Consider the following 21,050-nt stretch of genomic DNA (forward strand, 5'->3'; position numbering starts at 1 on the left):
GGGACTTGACCCTGGGTGTTGGACACCAGACACACTTGGATCCTGACGATCCGGGTGGACAGGAGTCCCGTTCAGATGGTGATGAAGCACTACCCGCCGGAGTTCCGGGCCGAGGCGGTCGCCCTCTACCGGTCCCGACCCGGCGCGACGATCAAATCGGTGGCCCAGGACCTGGGCGTCAACCACGAGACGCTGCGCAACTGGATCCGGCTCGACGACGCACAACGCACCGAGGCGCCCGCCTCCACCGCGAGCGCCTCGGCTCCGGCCTCGCCGGAGGACGAGAACGCCGCACTGCGCAGGCGGATCCGCGAACTGGAGGAGGAACGCGACATCCTGCGCAAGGCGGCCAGGTATTTCGCCGGGGAGACGCGCTGGTGAACCGCTTCCAGTTCGTCGACGATCACCGGCGCCGTCACGGCGTGAAGCGGTTGTGCCAGGTCATCGGCCTCGCCCGGTCCAGCTACTACCACTGGAAGTCCACCGAACCGGATCGGGCGGCCCGGGCCGCGGACGACGCCCGCCTGGCCGCCCGCATCCGCGTCATCCACCGCGAGTCAGCCGGCACGTACGGCGTCCCCCGGATCACTGCGGAGTTGCACGACACCGGAGACCGCGTCAACCACAAGCGCGTCGCCCGGGTCATGAGCCAGGTCGGCCTGGCCGGGCTGCGGCTACGCCGCCGGCACCGCACCACCCTCGCCGACCCGACGACGGCCAAGGCCCCCGACCTGCTCGGACGCGACTTCACCGCCGACACGCCCAACACCCGCTACGTCGGCGACATCACCTACCTGCCCATCGCCGACGGCACGTTCCTCTACCTCGCGACCGTGATGGACCTGTGCTCGCGCCGCCTGGTCGGCTGGGCGGTGGCCGACCACATGCGCGTCGACCTGGTCGTCGACGCCCTGCACGCGGCCGAGCGGACACGGGGCAGCCTGGCCGGGGCGATCTTCCACAGCGACCACGGAGCCCAATACGGCGCCAAATCCTTCGCCGACGCCTGTCGCGACGCAGGGGTGACCCGGTCGATGGGTGCGGTCGGCAGCTCCGCGGACAACGCCGCCGCCGAAAGCCTCAACGCCTCCTTCAAACGTGAGACGCTGCAGGGTGCCCAAAACTGGGGCAGCGCAAGGGAAGCACGGCTGGCGGTGTTCGGCTGGGCGCATCGGTACAACACCCGACGCCGCCACTCCCATCTCGGCCAGATGCCCCCGATCGACTACGAGAACAGCCTGCTGCCAACACCGGCTACGCTGACCCACGCCGCATAACCCCGTGTCCAACATCCGGGGTGAAGTCCCGTTGGCCGTTGGCCGTTGGCTGCTGGCTGCCTGGCTGCTGGTTGGCTGACCGCTGGTGTGGTTGGCTGCTTGGCCGGTCCGGTGCCGGGTTGGCTGTTTGTCCGGTCTGCTGCGTGTCAGGTCGTTCGTTGTTTGCTGGCCGCGCCCTTCGCCTGGCTCCCGCATTCCCCGTTCCTCACCGCTCGCCTTCGTCTCGTCGTTCCCCGCTCCTACGCCCTGGGTTCGGCGCCCTTTCCCTTGGCCGTCGCGCCTTCGGCTCTCCCGTGGTCGCCGCCTTCGGCTGCGTGGCCGTGTCTTGTCTGCACTCTGGACTCGTCGCCCCTGGGTGACTTCGCCCTGGTGGTCTTGGGTCGGTCCACACCCTCCTGGGCCGGCCGGGGGCTCGCCGAACCGCGGTCCGAGTCGTGGCCGTCGGTGCGGAGACCGTCCTGGTGACAGGGTCTAGACGACCAGGCCCACGGACATGGTCAGGAAGACCGCCGCGCACACCGCGTCCAGTGCCGTGGTCACTCCTGGGCGCTTGAGCTTGCCCGCCACTCGGCTCGCCGCGATCACGATCAGCAGTTCCCAGAGCGCCGCCAAGCCCAGGAAGACCACGGCCAGCATCGCCAACTGGGCGGTGGGGTCGCCCGCGCCGATGAACTGCGGCAGGAACGCCAGCGAGAACAGCAGCATCTTCGGGTTGGTGATGTTGGTCAGGAAGCCCCGGCGGAACGGGCGGTCGGGTACCGCCTCCAGTGGCTCGTCGGTCGCGGTCGTGCGGTGGAGCAGGCCGCGCGCGATCGACAGCGCCAGCCACAGCAGGTAGGCCGCGCCGATCCAGCGCAGCGCCACCAGCACGACCGGGTAGCGGGCCAGGACCACGCCCAGCCCGGAGATGACGACGCCCACCTGGACGAAGCTCGCCGAGTGGATGCCCGCGAGCGCCCACAGGCCCGCGCGTGTGCCGGAGCGCATCGAGGTGCGCAGCAGCAGGAACGCGTCGACGCCCGGCGTGAGCACGACGACCGCGCAGGCGATCAGGAAGGCCGGTAGTTGACCGAAGTCGAGGAACACGCGTAGACCTCCCAGATTTCCGGACAGACCGTTGTGATCTGCGCAATAGGCCGTTAAATCTCCGGCAACATGGAACGCTAACAGGAGAATCTCCGGTTTTAATCCCGGTCTGGGCGACATGTGCTCGACCGCTACGGTGGGTAGTCGTTCGTCCACCTGCCGTAGAGGAGTGCTCCGTGCGGACCACCGTGTCGTTCGTCGCCGCCATCACCGCCGTGTTCGCGTCCGCCACACCGGCGCACGCGGTCGTCGGCGGCACCGAGGCGCCCGACACGCCGTGGGCGGTGGCGCTCACGGACGCGAACGGCAGGCTCTTCTGCGGTGGTGCGCTGGTGGCGCCGGACCGCGTGGTCACGGCCGCGCACTGCCTGACCGAGCAGTTGGCGCTCACCAAGCGGGACCGGTCGCCGCAGGCGATCCGCGTCGTCGCGGGACGGTCCGATCTCCGCGCTGGAGGGCCGTCCGTCAGGGTCGCCGGTGTCTGGAAGCACCCCGACTTCCGCGAGGTGACCAAGGGCGACGACGTGGCGGTGCTCACGTTGAGCGAGCCCCTGCCCCAGGCGACCGTTCCGCTGGTCGACGCGGGCGACACGGCGAGCTACGCGCCGGGCACCGGGGCGACCGTCCTGGGCTGGGGGCGCACCGCCGAGGGTGCCGAGCCGTCGCCGACGCTGCGCCAGGTGGACGTGCCGGTCGTGTCGGACGCCGATTGTGGCCGCGCGGTCCCGCGGTTCCGTCCGGACGGCATGGTGTGCGCGGGTCTTCCCGAGGGAGGCAAGGACGCGTGCGAGGGCGACTCGGGCGGACCGATGGTCGTTCGCGGCAGGCTCGTGGGCGTCGTGTCGTACGGCACGGGCTGCGCGCGGCCGGGGGAGCCGGGCGTCTACACGCGACTGGCCGCGTACCGGTCACACCTCTGAACCGGCTCCGCTGTGATATCCAGGCGCATGTGCGCACATCACAGTTTCACGCCACGCTGCGCAGGCAGTGGGCGGCCGACCTGACCACGGAGCAGCTCTACGCGTTCCTGCGCCTGCGGAGCGAGGTCTTCGTGATCGAGCAGTCCTCCATCTACCGGGACCTCGACGGCCGCGACCTCGAACCGGGAGCCCGGCACTTCTGGCTGGAGGTCGACGGCACGTCCGAGCCGGTGGCCTACCTCCGGCTGCTGGAGGAGCCGGACGGCACGTTCCGGATCGGCCGGGTCGTGACCGGGCGGGTCGCCCGAGGCCGCGGCTACAGCCGCAGGCTGGTGGAGGCCGCGCTCAGCGAGGTCGGCACGGTCGACTGCGTGCTGGACGCGCAGACCTACATCGTCGACTTCTACGGTTCGTTCGGCTTCGTGCCCGAGGGCGAGGAGTTCATCGAGGACGGGATACCGCACCTGCGGATGCGCCGGTCTCGCTGATCACCCGCACCGCGCGGTCGATGTCGGCGTCCGACAGGTCCGCGCGGGCGGTCAGCCGGAGCCGGGACACGCCGTCCGGGACCGACGGCGGCCGGAAGCAGCCGACGACGACGCCGCTGGTGCGGCACGCCTCGGCCCAGCCGAACGCCGCCTCGGCGGACGGCGCCTGCACGGACACGACCGCCGCTGAGGGCGAACTGGCGCGCAGGCCCGCGGCGCGCAGCCGTTCGGCCAGCTCCTGGGCCACGGCCACCACGCGCGCGGGCCGGTCGGGCTCTTCCCGCAGCACCTTCAGCGCGGTCAGCGCCGCCGCCGCGCTGCCGGGGGCGAGACCGGTGTCGAAGATGAAGCTGCGGGCGGTCTCGACCAGGTGCCGGATGACCCGGCTCGGCCCGAGGACCGCCCCGCCCTGCGCGCCGAGCGACTTGGACAGGGTGACCGTGGTGATGACGTCGGGCGACTTCGCGAGGCCCGCCGCGTGCACCGCGCCCCGCCCGCCGTCACCGAGCACGCCGAGGCCGTGGGCGTCGTCCACGACCAGCGCCGAGTCGTGCTCGCGGCACGCGGCGGCCAGCTCGCCCAGCGGCGCGAGGTCGCCGTCGACCGAGAACACCGAGTCCGTCACGACGAGCGCGCGGCGCTTGCCCCTGGTCGCGAGCGCGTGCGCGACCTGGGGGACGTCGCAGTGGCCCGCGACGACCACGTCGGCCTTGGACAGCTTGCAGCCGTCGATCAGCGACGCGTGGATGTACTGGTCGGCCACGATCGCGGTGCCCGGACCGGACAGCGCCGTGAGCGCGCCGAGGTTCGCCGCGTAGCCGGACGAGAACACCAGCGCTGCCTGCGCGCCGCAGAAGTTCGCCAGCTCGTACTCCAGCTCCATGTGCAGCTCGGTGCTGCCCGTGACCAGCCGCGACCCGGTCGAACCCGCTCCCCAGCGCATCGACGCGGCGGCCGAGGCGCCGGTCACGCGCTTGTCCCGCGCCAGCCCGAGGTAGTCGTTCCCGGCGAGGTCGAGGTCCGTCGAGGTCGCCGGTCGAGGCCGCAGCCTGCGGGTCAGTCCGGCCTTCGCGCGGGCCTCCGCGCGGGTGTCGATCCAGTCGAACACCGAGTCACCTGTGCTCACGCTCACGGCGGCAGTCTCCCACCGGCCCGATACGGTCCTGGCGTGCGGACCACCCAGATCGACCTCTTCGGGGCCGACTTCACCGCCGATCCGCACCCCGACCTGCGGCGCCTGCGGTCCGAGAGCCCCGTGCACCACGATCCGGCGACCGGGTTGTGGCTGGTCAGCCGGTACGCGGACGTGCGGGCCGTGCTCGCCGACGCCCAGGCGTTCCACCCGGACAACGCGCTGACCGCCGTGACGCCGATCCCGCGCCCGGTGCTGCGGGTGCTGGCGCGGGCCGGGTTCTCCCTGCCGCCGACGCTCGCCAACAACGGCACCGACACCCACGCGGACCTGCGCCGACTGGTCGCCGGGTTCCTCACGCCCGCGCGGGTGGCGGCGTTCGAGGACCGGATCGCCGAGCTGTGCGAGGAGCGCCTGGCCTCGCCCGTCGACCTGCACGCGGACCTGGCCCGCGACCTGCCGTGCGTGGTGCTGATGGAGGTCCTCGGCATCGCGGACGTCGACGTGCCCGCGCTCAAGGCGTGGAGCACGGCGTCGCTGGAGCTGTTCTGGGGCAACCCGTCGCTGGAGCGGCAGCACGAGCTGGCCGGTCGCGCGGGCGCGTTCCACCGCTGGCTGACCGCGCGCGTCCGAGCCGCGTCGCCCGACGGCGACGACCTGTTCGGCGCGCTGGTCGCGGCGGGCACGCCGGTCCGCGAGGCCGCGGGGCTCTGCTACTTCCTGCTGATCGCGGGCCAGGAGACGACGACGCAGCTGCTCAGCACGCTGTTCGACCGCGTGCTCCGCCACCCCGACGTGTGGCGGAGGCTGGCCGACGGCGAGCCCGGCCTGGCCGCCGCGTGCGTCGAGGAGGTGCTGCGCCGCGAACCGCCCGTCACGACGTGGCGGCGGGTGACCAGCCGTCCGGTCACGCTGTCCGGCGTCGACCTGCCCGCGGGCGCGCCGCTGCTGCTGATGCTCGCGGGCACCGGCTCGGACCCCGTCGTGTTCGCCGAGCCGGAGTCGTTCTGCCCCGGCCGGTCCGGTGCCCGCGGGCACCTCGCGTTCGGCTTCGGCAGGCACTACTGCCTGGGCGCGGGCCTGGCGCGGCTGGAGGGCGAGGTCGTGCTGCGCACGGTCGCCCGCCGCTTCCCCACCCTCCGGCTCACGTCGGTCGCCCCGCCGCCGATGCTCGGGCTGCTGTCGTTCCGCGCCCCGGTGAGCGTGCCGGTGACCGGCTAGGGGATCAGGAACGTCTTGCCCGTCGTCCTGCGCTCCTCCAGGGCGCGGTGGGCAGCCGCCGCCTCGGCCAGCGGCCACGACTCGCCGAGCACGGGCCGGAGTTCGTCGGCCGCGCCCAGCGCGAACACCTCGGCCAGCAGCCCGGCGGCGTACGCGGGGTCGCCCGCCAGGTTGCGCAGGCCGATCAGCCCGACGCCCTTGCGCACCACGTCCTTCACGGTGATGTCGGCGAACGAGCCCGACGCGGTGCCGTAGAGGACCATCCGGCCGACGCCGTCGCGCAGGAGGCCGAACGCGGACCGGGTGACGTCGCCGCCGACCGAGGACAGCGCCACGTCGACCGGTTCCAGCCGCGAAACCCAGTCGGGGCTCGTGTAGTCGGCGGTCTCGTCGGCGCCGAGCTCCTTGGCGGCGGCCAGTTTCGCGTCCCCCCGCGCGAGGGCCACGGCGACGGCGCCCGCGCGGGTGACCAGCTGCACCAGGAGGCTGCCGACACCGCCCGCGGCGGCCTCGATCAGCACGCGCTCACCGGGCTGGATCCGGGCGACGTCCACGAGACCCGCGGCGGTGACGCCCTGGAGGAACAGCGCGAGGGCCTGGCGGGCGTCGAGGCCCGCGGGCACGGGGACGGCGCCCGCGGCGGGCAGCACGGCGAGTTCCGCGTACGCGCCGCGGAGGGCGAAGCCGACCACCTCCGTGCCGACCAGGTCGGTGGACACGTCCCCGCCGACCGCGCGGACCACGCCCGTCACCTCCAGGCCGGGGACCACCGGCAGCGCGGGCTCCGGGTACCAGTCGTACAGCTCGTTCGACGCCCCCGACCGCTGGAGCGCCTCCCCGTAGTTCAGGCCGATCGCGGTCACCTCGACCAGCACCTCGCCCGGCCCGGCGACCGGGTCGGGAACCTCGTCCACCCGGAGCACCTCCGGGCCGCCGAACTCGTGGATGCGCACCGCACGCATGGAAGCCTCCCGCTGTAGCGGACCGTCGGTCCGTTTCTCTCTGGGCTACGATACGGACCAGTAGTCCGGTTCTGTCAAGTCGAGGAGGGCGGGGATGGTCGAACGGGCGGACGCGGCTCGCAACCGGGAGGCGATCCTGGCCGCGGCGATGCGGTTGATCCGGGAGCAGGGGATCGACGCGGTCTGCATGGACGACGTCGCCGCGGCGGCCGGTGTCGGCAAGGGCACGGTGTTCCGGCGGTTCGGCGACCGCGAGGGCCTGGTCGAGGCGCTCGCGCTCCAGGCTGGGGAGGGGTGGCGGGACTTCGCGACCGGGGTGCTGGCCGACGGGTCGACGAGTGCCGCCGAACGGGTGGTCTTGCTGGCGAGCAGCCTGTTCGAGCACGTCGTGGAGACGTTGCCGCTGGTGCGGGCGTTCGAGCGGGTCACGAGCAAGCGCGGTTGCGACAGCGGGTTCGAGCCCATCCGGGACGGGCTGGTCGAGCTGATGGCTCAGGTCGACCCCGGCTGCGACGCGGAGTTCCGCGCCGAGGCGCTGCTGGCGAACCTGCGCGCCGAGCACGTCCACCACCTGGTCGAGCGGTGCGGGATGCCGGTGGAGCGGGTGCGCGCGGGTGTGATCAGACTCGCCGAGGGGTTGGTCGCTGCTCCGTGGGATGCGACGATGCCAAAGCTGTAGGGGTGTGCGAGGAAGCCGGTGCGAATCCGGCGCGGTCCCGCCACTGTGACCGGGCAGGAGATCCGGGAGTCAGGAACTCGACCCCCGAGTCACCACCACCGGACACGGGCGTGGACACCCGAGGAAGGACCTCCCCGCATGACCTCGCGCTACCCCTTTTCCGCTGTCGTCGGACACGACGACCTGCGACTGGCCCTGCTGCTGAACGCCGTGCACCCCGGTATCGGCGGTGTTCTGGTCAGGGGGGAGAAGGGCACCGCGAAGTCGACGGTCGTGCGCGCGCTCGCCGCCCTGCTGCCGGAGCTGGCCGTCGTGCCGGGCTGCCGGTTCGGCTGCGACCCGCTGGTCGACACGGCCTGCCCCGACGGCCCGCACCCCGGCGACGCCGCCGAGCGCCGTCCCGCCAAGCTCGTCGAACTGCCCGTCGGCGCCACCGAGGACCGCCTGGTCGGCTCGCTGGACCTGGAGCGCGCCCTGACCGAGGGCGTCCGCGCCTACCAGCCGGGCCTGCTGGCCGCCGCGCACCGCGGCGTGCTCTACGTCGACGAGGTCAACCTCCTGCACGACCACCTCGTCGACCTGCTGCTGGACGCCGCCGCGATGGGCCGCGCGCACGTGGAGCGCGAGGGCGTCTCGATCTCGCACGCGGCGTCGTTCCTGCTGGTCGGGACGATGAACCCGGAGGAGGGTGAACTCCGGCCGCAGCTGCTCGACCGCTTCGGGCTCACGGTGGCCGTGCGGGCGTCGCGCGAGGTGGCGACGCGCGCCGAGGTCATCCGCCGCAGGCTCGCCTACGAGGCCGACCCCGAGGGCTTCGCCGCCCGCTGGGAGGCCGCGGACGCCGAGCTGGCCGAACGGATCGTGACCGCCCGCGCGGCGCTGCCGACCGTGGAACTGCCGGACTCCGAGCTGCGCCGGATCGCGGGCGTGTGCGCGGCGTTCGAGGTCGACGGGATGCGCGCCGACCTGGTCGTGGCCCGCACCGCCGCCGCGCACGCCGCGTGGCGGGGGTCCGAGGTCGTGGAGGAGTCCGACGTCGAGGCCGCCGTGCGGCTCGCGCTGCCGCACCGCAAGCGCCGCGACCCGTTCGACGAGCCGGGGCTGGAGGAGGAGCAGCTCGCCGACGCCATGCGGCAGGCGGCCGAGCACGCCGACGACGAGCCCGAGCCGGACGGTCCTCCGGAGCCCGACGGACCGGACGGCGGCGGTCAGCCCACCCCCGAGAACTCCGAGGCTCCCGAGAGCCCGGACCAGCGGCCGAACCAGGGCGGGTCCGGTGCGACGGACCGGGCCCCGGCCACCCCCGCGCCCGCGTTCCGCGCCCGGCTCCTCCAGGTGCCCGGCGTCGGCGAGGGCGCTCCCGGCAGGCGGTCGCGCGCCCGTGCCCGCACCGGCCAGGTCGTCCGCTCGTCCACCGCGGACGGGGCGGGGCTGCACGTGGTCGGCACGCTCGCCGCCGCCGCTCCGCACCAGAACTCCCGAGGCCGCAGCGGCCCCGGCCTGCTGCTGCGCGCCGGTGACGTGCGCCTGTCCGTGCGGGAGGGCAAGGAGGGCAACCTCGTCCTCTTCGTCGTGGACGCCTCCGGCTCGATGGCCGCCCGGCAGCGCATGTCCGCCGTCAGCGGCGCGGTGATCTCCCTGCTCCGCGACGCCTACCAGCGGCGGGACAAGGTCGGCGTGGTCACGTTCCGCGGCGCGGCGGCCGAGGTCGCCCTGCCCCCGACGACGTCCGTCGACGCGGCGGCGGCCAGGCTGCGCCGGATGCGCACCGGCGGCCGGACCCCGCTGGCCGACGGCCTGCTCAAGGCCCGCAGGCTGCTGGAGGTCGAACGGCTGCGCGACCCGCGGCGGCGTCCGCTGCTGGTGCTGCTCACCGACGGCCGCGCCACGTCCACCGGCGCGGGCGGCGACCCGATGCGTGACGCCCTGCGCGCGGCGGGCCTGCTGTCCGCCGACGGCACCGCGTCCGTCGTCGTCGACTGCGAGCACGGCCCGATCCGGCTCGGCCTGGCCGCGAAGGTCGCCGTCGCGCTCGACGGCGCCTGCCTGCGCCTGGAAGAACTGTCCGCCGACCAGGTCGCGGGCGTCGTCCGCGCGGCCCGCGCCGCCTAGGAGGTCACGGTGCCCCAAGGACAGCCCACCACGGTCCCGAAGGACGGCCTGACCACCCGGCAGCGGCGCAACCGGCCACTGCTGATGGTCCACACCGGCGAGATGAAGGGGAAGTCGACCGCGGCGTTCGGCCTCGCCCTGCGCGGCTGGAACCAGGGCTGGTCGATCGGCGTCTTCCAGTTCGTGAAGTCGGCGAAGTGGAAGGTCGGCGAGGAGGAGGCGTTCAAGGCGCTCGGCCGCGTGCACGAGGAGACCGGCGCGGGCGGGCCGGTCGAGTGGCACAAGATGGGCGAGGGCTGGTCCTGGACCCGCAAGCAGGGCACGGACCAGGACCACGCCACGGCCGCCCTGGAGGGCTGGCGCGAGATCTCCCGGCGGATCGCCGAGGGGGTGCACGGCCTGTACGTTCTTGATGAGTTCACCTATCCGATGCACTGGGGGTGGGTGGACGTCGACGAGGTGGTGGCCGTGCTGAGGGACAGGCCCGGTCACCAGCACGTCGTGATCACCGGCAGGTACGCCCCACCCGCCCTGCTGGACGCCGCCGACCTGGTGGTGGAGATGTCCAAGGTCAAGCACCCGATGGACGCCGGGCAGAAGGGCCAGAAGGGGATCGAGTGGTGAATCGGCTGGTGGTCGCCGCCCCCGCGTCGGGCAGCGGCAAGACCACCGTGGCGACCGGGTTGATGGCCGCCCTGCGCCGCTCCGGCAGCAGGGTCGCGCCGTTCAAGGTCGGCCCCGACTACATCGACGCCGGCTACCACGGCATCGCGACCGGCCTGCCCGGCCGCAACCTCGACACCGTGATGGTGGGCGAGCAGAAGGTCGCGAGCCTGTTCGTCCACGGGTCGCGCGGCACGGACATCGCCGTCGTCGAGGGCGTGATGGGCCTGTTCGACGGGCGGGTCGACACCGAGGGCGTCGGGTCGACCGCGCACGTCGCGAAGCTGCTGGCCGCGCCCGTGCTGTTCGTGGTCGACGCGCGCGGCCAGTCCCGCAGCCTCGCCGCGCTGCTGCACGGGTTCCGCGGCTACGACCCGACCGTGCGGATCGGCGGCGTCATCCTCAACCAGGTCGGCTCCGAGCGGCACGAGCAGGTGCTGCGCAGCGCGTGCGCCGAGGTCGGCCTGGAGGTCATGGGGGTGCTGCCGCGCGACCCGGCGTTCTCGCTGCCGTCGCGGCACCTCGGGCTGATCACGGCCGCCGAGCACGGGCCGGAGGCGCTGGCCGCCGTGGACGCCATCGCGGCGGCCGTGGCCAAGCACGTCGACCTGGACGCCGTCCGCAGGCTCGCCGCCGTCGCGCCCGCGATGGCCGTGCCGGCGTGGAGCGCGCAGGCCGAGGTCGAGGAGCCGGTCACCGGGTCGCCGGTCGTCGCCGTCGCGGGCGGGGCCGCGTTCACCTTCGGCTACGCCGAGCACGTCGAACTCCTGCGCGCCGCGGGCGCCGACGTGGTGACGGTGGACCCGCTGCGCGACGAGGACCTGCCCGAGGGCACGGCGGGCCTGGTGCTGCCCGGCGGTTTCCCCGAGCAGCACGCGGCCGAGCTGGCGGAGAACGCGCCGCTGCGCGCGGCCGTCGCCGCGCTCGCCCGCACCGGCGCTCCCGTGCACGCCGAGTGCGGCGGGCTGCTCTACCTCGCCCGCACGCTCGACGGCGTGCCGATGTGCGGCGTGCTCGACGCGGACGGGTCGATGTCGGCGCGGCTGACGCTGGGGTACCGCGACGCCGTCGCCCCCGCCGACTCCGTGCTGGCGCGGGCCGGGCAGCGCATCACCGGCCACGAGTTCCACCGGACGGTGCTCACCCCTTCGAGCGGCGCGCAGCCCGCGTGGCAGTGGCGGGGCCACGACCGCCGTCCCGTCGCCGAGGGTTTCGTCGTGGGCGGGGTGCACGCGTCATACCTGCACACGCACCCGGCGTCGTCACCTGATTCGGTGGTTCGGTTCGTCCGGGCGTGCGCGACGGCGGAAATGCCGTATGAGGCCACTCGATAGTGGAGCGAGCCCGGACGGTACGGTCGGGGCTTCTCCCTGAACACACACTGTCCCCACAGGAGTCACCCGTGATGCCAGGTCGGATCTCGTTCGTGGGCGCCGGACCCGGCGCCGCCGATCTCATCACCCTGAGGGGCGCCAAGCGGATCGCGGAAGCGGACGTCGTGGTGTGGGCGCCGAGCGTGGTCGACGCCGAGTGCGTCCGCGAGCACGCGCGCGCCGACGCCGAACTGGTCGACTTCACCCGCGTGTCGCCGGACGCGGTCGTCGACGTCTACCGCAGGGCCGCCGCGAGCAGGCTGAAGGTCGTGCGGCTGCACGCGGGCGACCCTTCGCTGTGGGGCGACGTCCAGGACCACCACGACACGTGCGGCAGGCTGGGTCTCGAACTGGAGGTCGTGCCCGGCGTGTCCCAGTTCTCCGCCGCCGCGGCCGTGATCGGCCGCGAGCTGACGACGTCGGACGTGGCGCAGTCGCTCATCCTCGCCGGGCCCGAGGGCAGCGAGCACCTCCAGGAGTTCGCGGGCCACGGCACCACGATGGCCGTGTCCCTGTCCGCCGCGCGCACCGGCCAGCTGGTCGAGAAGCTGCGCGCGGGCGGGTACCCCGAGGAGACGCCGATCGTGGTGGCGTACAAGGTTTCCTGGCCGGACGAGACGATCGTGCACACCACGCTGGCCGACCTGGAGGCGTCGGTGAAGGAGCACAAGCTCTACCGCACCGCGCTGTTCCTCGTCGGGTCCGTGCTCAAGCCGACCGGTCGGGCGCGCGGCGCCGGGTTCCGCAAGTCCGACGCGTCCACCGAGGCGTCCGACGAGCCCGTGCGCAAGGCCAAGCCGTCGAAGTGGTCGGTGCGGGCGGGTCGCAACGGCCGGACCACCGCGCGCACCGAGGTGCCGAACGTCGTGGAGATCGCCGACGTCGCCGCCGAGCCCGCGCCGGAGTCGGAGACCTCGGTCGCCGCCTGGTCGGCCGTGCACGGCTGGCAGGAGAGCGCGCGCCGGCCCCGGCCCGCGCCCGCCGTGGCCGTGTCCGCGCCCGCCGACGAGGCCGAACCCGCTCCCGAGCCCAAGCCGCGCGCAGTCGCGGCCGCCACCCCGATCACCTCGGTCCGGGCCAGCACCACGCCGCGCAAGCCGGTGGCGCGGGGCAAGCGGACCAAGCGCACGGGCTGACCCGTGGCCGATCTCCCAGCGCTCCAGCGTTTCGTGGCCGAGACGGGCCGCTCGTGGGACAGGACCACCGTCCTCGACGAGGGGGTCCCGTTCGAGCACGCGCTCAACCTGTGCCGCGCCCGCTCCTCCGTCCTGGTGCGCAACGCGCCGGTCGCCGAACTGGCCCGCGGCCTCGCGGGCTGGCGGCGCACGCTCGTGGTCGCCGAGAGCCTGGGGGGCCCGACCGAACGGCGGTCCACTGTAGACCCGGCCGAGGCGGTCAACCGCCTCTGGCGCTCACCGGAGCTGCTCTGCCTCGCCGACGTGGAGTTCGCCGTCGAACCGGAGGGCTGGGCCCTGCCGGACGACCGGTTCGCCAACCGCGACGGCATGGTCGCCACCACCGAGGTCCGCGCGCTCGCGCTGGCCAGGCTGGCGCCCCGGCCCGGCGTGCTGGTGTGGGACGTCGGCGCGGGTCCCGGCGCGGTCGGCATCGAGTGCGCCAGGCTGGGCGCGGCCGTCCTGGCCGTGGAGCGCGACCCCGTGCAGGTCGTGCGGATCATCGCGAACGCCGCCACCCACCACGTGGACGTCCGGATCGTCGAGGCCGAGCTGGCCGACGCGGTCGCCCACCTGCCCCGGCCGGACGCGATCTTCGTCGGCGGTGGCGGGGCCGCGGCGGTGGCCGCGTGCGCCGCCGTCGGCGCTCGGCGGGTGGTCGTCGCCATGCCGGAACTGGACCGGGCCGTGCCCTCGCGGGACGTGCTGCGGGACGCCGGGTACGCCGTGGAGGGCACCCTGCTGTCGTCGGCCAGGCTCGTCGGCAGCGTCACGACCGCGACCAACCCGGTGCTGGTGCTGTGGGGGACCAGGACGTGATCGGTCTGTTCGCGGCCACCGAGGCGGGCCGTCGCGACCTCGTCGAGCTGGGGCCCTTCCTGGGACCGGACACCGTCGTCCCGGACGGCCCCGTGCGGCCCGCCCTGCACCGCCTGTGGCCCAGCCTCACCTCCGCCGTGCTCTTCCTCGGCGCCCCGTCCGCCGTGCGGCTGATCGCGCCCCTGTTGCGGGACAAGAGGTCCGACCCCGGCGTGGTGTGCGTGGACGGGGCGTTCGTGGTGTCGCTGGGCGCGGACGAACTCGCCGAGCGGATCGCGGACGTGCTCGGGCGCACCGCCGTGCTCGGGACCCCCGGCGAGGACGGGCCGCTGGACGAACTGGTCGAGCTGCTCGACGCCACGGTCGACGGCGACCTCGCCGGGTGCTCGGCCGCGTTGGCCGCGGGTGAGCACGTGCTGCTGGTGAACCCTCTGGGGTTCCCGCTGCCCGCGCTGCCGGACACCGTGCTGTCGCACGGCGAGGCGGACTGGAAGGTCGTGGTCGACGACCGCCTGCCCCCGGCCACCCGTGCCGACCACGAGGTGCGGCTGGTGCCGCGGACGCTGGTGGTCGGGGTCGGGTCGGGCAGCGGGGTGTCGACGTCGGCCGTGGCCGCCGCGCTGGCCGAGCTGGAGGCGGCGGGCCTCGACCTGCGCGCGGTGCGGGCCTTCGCCACCGCCGACCGCAAGGCCGGGGAGCGGGGCATCCTGGAAGCCGTGGAGGACTGGGGTTTCTGGCACGGCGACACGTCCGCGCCGCTGCTGACGTTCTCGGCCGAGGTGCTGGCCGGGGTCGCGGTGCCCAACCCCAGTCCCTCGGTGGGGGCCGCCGTGGGGACGGCGAGCGTCGCCGAGGCCGCCGCGCTGTGCGGGGCCGCCGGGTTCGCCGCGGGCGGGCCGGTGGAGCTCGCGGTGGAGAAGGTCAAGGGGGACAACGTGACCGTGGCCGCGGCTCGGGTGCTGCCCCGCGGCCGCCTTGCCCTCGTGGGGATCGGGCCGGGCGGTGCGGACCAGCGGACGCCCCAGGCCGACGCCGAGCTGCGGCGGGCGGCGTTCGTGGTGGGCAGCGCCGAGTCCGTGGACCGGGTTCGGCACCTGTTGCGGCCGGGGACCGGGATCCACCCGCACGGGGCGGTGGAGCTGGCCGCGTCCGGGTTGGCCGTGGCGTGGGTCGCGGTCGGTGTCGGGCCGGACGCCCCCGGCGCCGGTGCTCGGGTGGAGACGGTTCGCGTGCCGGGGGTCGCCGCGGTGTGAGGTCGGCCTTCCCGACCTGATCGCGGTCACCCGTTCATCGTTCGTGGGTCCCTCCCTCGTTCGCCTCCTGTCCCTCACCTGTCCTCCGTGGCGGGGGAACTCTCACACCTTCGCGTGGACTTTTCGGGTGAAACCGTGTGCTGGTACGGATTTCCACCCGTGGAGGCCGCGTCGGGATTTCCCACCATCGGTTAATTTTCCAGGCCCTCGGGCGGACTAGCGTCGAGTCCGTACCGCCCGGTCCGTTCCGGGTCCCCGCGTTCTGGAGAGCTTCCATGCGTCTGCGTCGCCTCGTCGCCGCGGTCTGTTGTGCCGCCGCCGTCCCCCTGCCGGCCGGAGCCGCCCACGCCGCCCCGGAGACACCCGCCGACCTGGCGCTGCTCGCCGCACGGGAGTCGTTGCTGGGCGAGCACCACTGGTACCGGCAGACGTTCGACGGCAAGCCCGTGCTGGGCGGGTACTACGCGAGGCACGTGGACAAGCGGACCCGCGAGGTGACCGTGCGGGACGGGCGGATCGCGGTCGAGGGGTTGGCGTCGGGCCTGCCCGCCGTCGCCGCCGAGCAGGCCGGGGCGGTGGTGGACCGGCAGGTCGCCGGTGAGCGGGCGAGCACCGAGCTGGCGGTCCTGCCCGGCGCGCGGGCGAAGCTGGTGTACGCCGTGCTGTCGCGGACCGACCGCGGTTCGGTCCGGACGATCGTCGACGCCTCGTCCGGTGCGGTCATCACGACCGAGGACGTCGTGAAGCGGGCCGAGGGCACCGGGAGCGTGTTCGCGCCCAACCCCGTCGTCACGCTCCAGGACACGACGCTGACCGACCAGGACGACGCGGACGCGGCGGTGCCGACGAAGGCGTACCAGGCCGTTCGACTGTCCGATCTGGACACCTCCGGGACCCTGTCCGGCAGCTACGCGACCGTGGTCGGGCCCGCCGACCAGCTGGCGTTCGCGGAGAACCGGAGGTTCGACTACCCGCGGTCGGACGACCGGTTCGAGCAGGTGATGGCCTACCACGGCGTCACCGAGGCGCAGAGGTACGTGCAGCGGCTCGGGTTCCAGGACCTCAACAACGAGCCGCAGGACGTCACGACGACCGGGTTCGAGGAGGACCAGTCGTACTACGACCCGTCGACCGACCGGATCACGTTCGGCAGCGGCGGCGTGGACGACGCCGAGGACGCGGACATCATCTGGCACGAGCTGGGCCACGCCATGCAGGACGCGCAGGTGCCGGGCTTCGGGCTGAGCGTCGACGGCGGGGCGATCGGCGAGGGCTTCGGCGACTGGTGGGCGGTGATCATGTCGGTGCCGCTGCACGAGGACTCCGCCGCCGCGCCGCACGCGTGCGTGGGCGACTGGGACGCCGTCTCGTACACCGAGGAGGCGCCGCACTGCCTGCGCCGGACGGACACGGACCTGACGATCGCGGACCGCAGGGGCGAGGCGCACTTCGACGGGCAGATCTGGTCGCGGGCGCTGTTCGACGTCTACCGGGCACTGGGCCGGGACGAGTCGGCGCGGGTGGTGCTGGAGGCGCAGTTCTCCTACTCGCCCGACACGACGTTCGCGCAGGCGGCCGAGACGACCGCGGCCACCGCCGGGGCGCTGTACGGCGCCCAGGCCGAGGCCGAGGTCAGAGCCGCTTTCACAGCTCGCGGAATCCTGTAGGACACCTGTTCGTAACCGCCTGATCGCTGTGCGTCAACTGTCAAGGCGCGCGGCAGAGCCGATCGGGGGTTGCCGCGGTCGGCTTCGTGGCCGTAGCCATTGAGGTACCTGCACCTTCTCTGGAAGGACTCCTATGGCGAAAACCCTGCATCGCCTGGTGAAGTTCGTCGTCGTGTCCGCCATCGCGGCCGTGGTGGGCCTGCTGACCACCGTGCCGTCGTCGGCCGACGTGACACCGTTCGTCGTGGGCGGCACGCGCGCCACGATCGGCGAACACCCGTGGACGGTGTTCCTCGCGAGCACCTCCGGTTCCCAGTTCTGCGGCGGCACCCTGGTGAAGGGCAACAAGGTCGTCACGGCCGCGCACTGCGTGTCCGGCCGGTCCGCCGCCAGCACGCGCGTCGTGTGGGGCCGTGAGGACAAGCAGAGCACCGCGGGCATCACCGCGAGCGTGACCCGCATCTGGGTCCACCCGAGCTACCGCAGCGCCAGCACCGGCTTCGACGTCGCGGTGCTCACGCTCGACCGCTCCATCAGCTCCGCCTACCTGCCGCTGGCCACCCCGTCCGACACCGCGCTGTACGCGGCGGGCACCAGCACGACCATCCTCGGCTGGGGCACGACCTCCTCGGGCGGCTCGGCGTCGCGCTACCTGCTGAAGGCGACCGTCCCGGTCACGTCCGACGCCACCTGCAAGACGGCGTACTCCAACTACAGCAACACGTCGATGGTGTGCGCGGGCTTCCCGCAGGGCGGCGTCGACACCTGCCAGGGCGACTCGGGTGGCCCGATCGTCGCCGGTGGCAAGCTCATCGGTGCCACCTCGTGGGGCCGCGGGTGCGCCGCGGCGGGCTACCCCGGCGTGTACGCCAGGATCGCCGCCTACTACGACGTGCTCACCACGCAGATCAACTCCTGATCGGGCACGCCCACGACCGGGTGGTTGTCCCGGTCGTGGGCGTGGTCGGTGTTCGGATCGGGGCATGCCTCAACGACTTCTCGCACTCATCGCCGGGTTCGCCATCGCCGCCGTCCCCGCCACCGCGGTGGCCGCCCCGAGCCAGCTGCACGACTGCGGCACCAAGGTCGAGCAGAGCGTCGGCACCGGCTGGTGCTCCGGCACCGGCACCTTCTCCATCCAGGTCACCTGCGCCGACGGGACGTCGGTGACGGGCTCCTGGATCAGGGTCACCAACGGCTACGGCGTCCGCAGCCTCTCCTGCTCCCACCAGGCGCTGGCGACCGGCGTGACCATCGTCGAAGCCCCCTAGCGGCCCGCGTCGGAGTTTCGCCGGCAACAGCGCGCGACTGGCTCCAAGACCTCCTCGGAGGTCTTGGGACGCCGGTGGCGGGTGCCGGTGCGGAGCATGGCGAACAGGACGTCGCAGCGGCGTCGTGCCAGGCAGGTCAAGTCGGCGAACGCGCTCAGGAAGAACGCGCGTTCCAGCTTGCGGTTGCCGGTCCGAGCCGGGTACTCGCCCTTGGTGCTGGTGCCGGTGCCGGTGCTGGTGCCGGAGTCGCGGGTGACCGCGGCGATCCCGGCGCAGGCGGCCAGGTGTCCGGATGAGTCGACTCCGGAGACGTTGCCGATGTCCAGCAGGACCCCGGCACGAGGGTGCGCATCAAGGATCTCCTCGCCGATGACCTACTGGCGTTGCTGGAGCACGGTTTTCAAGCTGTCCGCGAGTCGGTGCAGGACAGCGCGGGCCGCGGTGGTGCCGGGAACGGTCGTCTCGATCGCCCGGCTGCTCGCCCCGCACGAGGACACCGTCCCGCGACGTCATCCACGCCTTCGACGAACGGCATCGGACCCCCACCCTTCAGCGCACCGGGACCTGGAAGGACTCCGCCGCCCCGGACCTCGACGCCGAGCCTTCGACCAGTTCGGCCCGCTGCGCACGTTCACGACGAGCAACTCCGGCCACTCCGCGCTCGCCCGTGGGATCCGGGCTTACCTGCGATGGCGACACGCACACGCCCGCTATCCCGACATCCCGGCCGCCCAACGACGCGAGCGACCCCGCACCAGTCGGAATTCGGTCCGGTGGCACTCGTTCCGCCGCGTGGAATCACGGTGCGCCCGCCAGAGCGGCCACGGGCAGGGTCAGGCTCGCGCAGCACCGGCTGGGCCACCGAGCCGCGTTCAGCTGACCGTCCACCGTGGCGTGAACCGGCCGTCTCCACGCCACCGGCACCTACCGGCCCGGCACCACCTCGAAATAGACTCGCCCGCATGGATGACCTGGCGCCGATGCCCGAGGACTGGGAGACCGCGCTGGCGGTGGTCGCGCACCCGGACGACCTGGAGTACGGCGCGTCCGGAGCCATCGCCCGCTGGACCGCCCAGGGCAAGACCGTCACGTACCTGCTGGCCACCCGGGGTGAGGCCGGGATCGACTCGGTCGCGCCCGAGGAGGCCGGGCCGCTGCGGGAACGCGAGCAGATCGCGAGCGCGGCCGTGGTGGGCGTGGACGTCGTCGAGTTCCTCGACCACCCCGACGGCATGATCACCTACGGGCTGCCGCTGCGGCGGGACATCGCGGCGGCCGTCCGGCGGCACCGGCCGGACGTGGTGGTCACCGTGAACCACCACGAGACGTTCCCCGGCGGGTTCCTCAACATGGCTGACCACCGGGTCGTCGGGCAGGCCGCGATCGACGCCGTGCGGGACGCCGCGAACCGGTGGGTGTTCCGCGACCTCGACCTCGAACCGTGGGGTGGTGTGCGGCACGTCGCCGTGTCCGGCTCGCCTCTGGCCACCCATGCGGTGGACATCACAGACACCCTGGACGTGTCCATCGCCTCCCTCCGCGAACACGCCGTCTACCTGGCCTCCTTGAGCGGGGACATGGCTGACGCGGGCGAATTCCTGCGGCGCTCGGCCGAGATGGCGGGGCGGAGGTTCGGCGGTCGGGCCGCGGCGAGCTTCGAACTGCTCGCGATGTGAACTCCGGAGTTGGCCGGGGCCGTCCGCTTGTGGATGCTGTGACGCATGCACGGTGAACAGCACTACCTCGTGGGCCTCGACCTGACCGGGCGCCGCGTCGTCGTGGTCGGTGGCGGCACGGTCGCGCAGCGGCGGCTGCCGCGCCTGGTGGCGGCGGGGGCCGTCGTGGACCTGATCTCCCCCGAGGTGACCCCCGCGGTCGAGGGCATGGTCGACGGCGGGGAGGTGACCTGGCACGCGCGCGGCTACGCCGACGGCGACCTGGACGGCGCCTGGTACGTCCTCGCGTGCACGTCGGTCGCGGAGGTCAACGCCCGGATCGCGGCCGACGCCGAGGAGCGCCGGATCTTCTGCGTCCGCGCTGACGTCGCGACGCTGGGCACGGCCGTGACGCCCGCCGTGGGCGGCCACGACGGGCTGCTGCTGGGGGTGCTGGCGGGCGGCGAGCACCGCAGGTCCGCGCGGGTGCGCGACAGCCTGGTGTCGGCGCTGCGCGACGCGACCGTGGTCGACGACCACCACGAGCGGCTGGCCGGTGTGGCGCTGGTCGGCGGCGGCCCCGGCGACCCGGACCTGATCACCGTGCGCGGCCGTCGGCTGCTGGCGCGGGCGGACGTCGTGGTGGCCGACCGGCTCGCGCCGCGTGAGCTGCTGGACGACCTGCCGCCGCACGTGGAGGTCGTGGACGCGTCGAAGATCCCGTACGGGCGGGCGGCGTCGCAGGACTTCATCAACACCACGCTGGTCGAGAACGCGAAGGCCGGGAAGTTCGTGGTGCGGCTCAAGGGCGGCGACCCGTACGTCTTCGGGCGCGGCTTCGAGGAGCTGCTGGCGTGCGCCGAGGCGGGGGTGCCGGTGACCGTCGTGCCGGGCATCTCCAGCGCGTTCGGCGTGCCCGCGATGGTGGGCGTCCCGGTGACCCACCGGGGTGTGGCGCACGAGGTCGTCGTGGTGTCCGGGCACGTCGCGCCGGACGACGAACGGTCCCTCGTGGACTGGGAGGCGCTGGCGCGGTTGCGCGGGACGCTGGTGATCCTGATGGGCGTGGAGCGCTCGCGGGCGTTCGCGGACGCGCTGATGGCGGGTGGACGGCCCGTCGACACGCCGGTGTCGGTGATCCAGGAGGGCACCACGCGGACGCAGAAGGTCGTGCGGTCCACTCTGGACAAGGTCGCCGACGACATCGTGTCGGAGAACATCCGGCCGCCCGCGATCATCGTGGTGGGAACGGTCGCGGGGTTGGCGGCACACCTCTGAGGAGCGGTACGAGCACGGT

At 73.4% G+C, this 21,050-nt stretch carries 19 protein-coding genes, 1 pseudogene and 1 riboswitch; of the genes and pseudogenes, 16 read left to right on the forward strand and 4 right to left on the reverse strand.

All coding sequences use genetic code 11. The features are described from left to right. The first annotated feature begins 75 nt into the window (after window positions 1-75). Window positions 76-1,277 (forward strand): IS3 family transposase gene (locus tag VFZ92_RS12655; protein WP_330876070.1). Its coding sequence is split into 2 segments (ribosomal slippage): window positions 76-367 and window positions 367-1,277, totalling 1,203 coding nucleotides; the frame shifts between segments, so codons are not numbered across the junction. Between the two features lie 471 nt (window positions 1,278-1,748). Here the strand turns inward: VFZ92_RS12655 and VFZ92_RS12660 are convergent. Beyond that, window positions 1,749-2,363, reverse strand: coding sequence for a LysE family translocator (locus tag VFZ92_RS12660; RefSeq protein WP_330876071.1), 615 nt, complete (start codon window positions 2,361-2,363; stop codon window positions 1,749-1,751). Window positions 2,364-2,539: 176 nt separating this feature from the next. On the opposite strand from VFZ92_RS12660, the gene VFZ92_RS12665 reads away from it, so the two are divergent. Together VFZ92_RS12665 and VFZ92_RS12670 are read left to right on the forward strand one after the other, a co-directional pair. Beyond that, window positions 2,540-3,283 carry a serine protease gene (locus VFZ92_RS12665; protein WP_330876072.1) on the forward strand — a complete coding sequence of 248 codons (744 nt, stop codon included), beginning with the start codon at window positions 2,540-2,542 and terminating at the stop codon, window positions 3,281-3,283. Window positions 3,284-3,312: 29 nt separating this feature from the next. Beyond that, window positions 3,313-3,771 carry a GNAT family N-acetyltransferase gene (locus VFZ92_RS12670; protein ID WP_330876073.1) on the forward strand — a complete coding sequence of 153 codons (459 nt, stop codon included), beginning with the start codon at window positions 3,313-3,315 and terminating at the stop codon, window positions 3,769-3,771. On the opposite strand, the gene VFZ92_RS12675 is transcribed toward VFZ92_RS12670, so the two are convergent. Then, complete coding sequence (locus VFZ92_RS12675) at window positions 3,725-4,903, reverse strand: 8-amino-7-oxononanoate synthase (RefSeq protein ID WP_330876074.1); 1,179 nt, start codon at window positions 4,901-4,903, stop codon at window positions 3,725-3,727. The genes VFZ92_RS12670 and VFZ92_RS12675 overlap by 47 nt on opposite strands. Window positions 4,904-4,939: 36 nt before the next feature. Between VFZ92_RS12675 and VFZ92_RS12680 the strand changes: the two genes are divergently transcribed. Further along, complete coding sequence (locus tag VFZ92_RS12680) at window positions 4,940-6,124, forward strand: cytochrome P450 (RefSeq protein WP_330876075.1); 1,185 nt, start codon at window positions 4,940-4,942, stop codon at window positions 6,122-6,124. Here VFZ92_RS12680 and VFZ92_RS12685 read toward each other — a convergent pair. Continuing rightward, window positions 6,121-7,086, reverse strand: a complete 966-nt coding sequence (locus VFZ92_RS12685; protein ID WP_330876076.1) for a quinone oxidoreductase family protein — start codon at window positions 7,084-7,086, stop codon at window positions 6,121-6,123. The genes VFZ92_RS12680 and VFZ92_RS12685 overlap by 4 nt on opposite strands. Before the next feature lie 94 nt (window positions 7,087-7,180). Here VFZ92_RS12685 and VFZ92_RS12690 point away from each other — a divergent pair, with 94 nt between their 5' ends. The 10 genes from VFZ92_RS12690 to VFZ92_RS12735 all read left to right on the forward strand — a co-directional run bounded on the left by VFZ92_RS12690 (window position 7,181) and on the right by VFZ92_RS12735 (window position 18,098). Further along, entirely contained in the window at window positions 7,181-7,765 is a 585-nt protein-coding gene (locus tag VFZ92_RS12690) for a helix-turn-helix domain-containing protein (RefSeq protein WP_330876077.1), read from the forward strand. Then, window positions 7,724-7,864, forward strand: a riboswitch (cobalamin riboswitch). It overlaps the preceding gene by 42 nt. A 39-nt stretch (window positions 7,865-7,903) precedes the next feature. Then, window positions 7,904-9,877 (forward strand): putative cobaltochelatase, encoded by a 1,974-nt coding sequence (locus VFZ92_RS12695; protein WP_330876078.1) that lies wholly within the window; start codon window positions 7,904-7,906, stop codon window positions 9,875-9,877. Window positions 9,878-9,886: 9 nt separating this feature from the next. Beyond that, the gene (gene cobO, locus VFZ92_RS12700) at window positions 9,887-10,501 is read left to right on the forward strand and encodes a cob(I)yrinic acid a,c-diamide adenosyltransferase (RefSeq protein WP_330876079.1); all 615 of its coding nucleotides are present in this window, start codon (window positions 9,887-9,889) and stop codon (window positions 10,499-10,501) included. Next, window positions 10,495-11,874, forward strand: coding sequence for a cobyrinate a,c-diamide synthase (locus tag VFZ92_RS12705; protein ID WP_330876080.1), 1,380 nt, complete (start codon window positions 10,495-10,497; stop codon window positions 11,872-11,874). Before cobO ends, VFZ92_RS12705 begins: the two co-directional genes overlap by 7 nt. A gap of 71 nt (window positions 11,875-11,945) precedes the next feature. Further along, the gene (locus VFZ92_RS12710; protein ID WP_330876081.1) at window positions 11,946-13,049 is read left to right on the forward strand and encodes a cobalt-precorrin-4/precorrin-4 C(11)-methyltransferase; all 1,104 of its coding nucleotides are present in this window, start codon (window positions 11,946-11,948) and stop codon (window positions 13,047-13,049) included. Between the two features lie 3 nt (window positions 13,050-13,052). Continuing rightward, window positions 13,053-13,907 carry a hypothetical protein gene (locus VFZ92_RS12715; protein WP_330876082.1) on the forward strand — a complete coding sequence of 285 codons (855 nt, stop codon included), beginning with the start codon at window positions 13,053-13,055 and terminating at the stop codon, window positions 13,905-13,907. Then, window positions 13,904-15,160, forward strand: coding sequence for a cobalamin biosynthesis protein (locus tag VFZ92_RS12720; RefSeq protein ID WP_330876083.1), 1,257 nt, complete (start codon window positions 13,904-13,906; stop codon window positions 15,158-15,160). Before VFZ92_RS12715 ends, VFZ92_RS12720 begins: the two co-directional genes overlap by 4 nt. Before the next feature lie 275 nt (window positions 15,161-15,435). Then, window positions 15,436-16,827: a M4 family metallopeptidase gene (locus tag VFZ92_RS12725; RefSeq protein WP_330876084.1), complete on the forward strand. Its 1,392-nt coding sequence runs from the start codon at window positions 15,436-15,438 to the stop codon at window positions 16,825-16,827. A 133-nt stretch (window positions 16,828-16,960) separates the two neighbouring features. Continuing rightward, window positions 16,961-17,746: a serine protease gene (locus VFZ92_RS12730; RefSeq protein ID WP_330876085.1), complete on the forward strand. Its 786-nt coding sequence runs from the start codon at window positions 16,961-16,963 to the stop codon at window positions 17,744-17,746. 64 nt (window positions 17,747-17,810) lie between these two features. Beyond that, window positions 17,811-18,098: a hypothetical protein gene (locus VFZ92_RS12735; RefSeq protein WP_330876086.1), complete on the forward strand. Its 288-nt coding sequence runs from the start codon at window positions 17,811-17,813 to the stop codon at window positions 18,096-18,098. Here VFZ92_RS12735 and VFZ92_RS12740 read toward each other — a convergent pair. Next, window positions 18,095-18,394, reverse strand: a pseudogene (locus tag VFZ92_RS12740) (hypothetical protein); the annotation flags it as partial. The gene VFZ92_RS12735 and the pseudogene VFZ92_RS12740 overlap by 4 nt on opposite strands. Window positions 18,395-19,060: 666 nt before the next feature. Here VFZ92_RS12740 and VFZ92_RS12745 point away from each other — a divergent pair. Both VFZ92_RS12745 and cobA read left to right on the forward strand, forming a co-directional pair. Beyond that, entirely contained in the window at window positions 19,061-19,774 is a 714-nt protein-coding gene (locus VFZ92_RS12745; protein ID WP_330876087.1) for a PIG-L deacetylase family protein, read from the forward strand. A 45-nt stretch (window positions 19,775-19,819) separates the two neighbouring features. Next, complete coding sequence (gene cobA / locus VFZ92_RS12750; protein WP_330876088.1) at window positions 19,820-21,031, forward strand: uroporphyrinogen-III C-methyltransferase; 1,212 nt, start codon at window positions 19,820-19,822, stop codon at window positions 21,029-21,031. Window positions 21,032-21,050 lie beyond the last annotated feature (19 nt).

Origin of the sequence: Umezawaea sp. (genome assembly GCF_036375055.1) — a bacterium.
In the GTDB taxonomy this organism is placed as follows: domain Bacteria; phylum Actinomycetota; class Actinomycetes; order Mycobacteriales; family Pseudonocardiaceae; genus Umezawaea.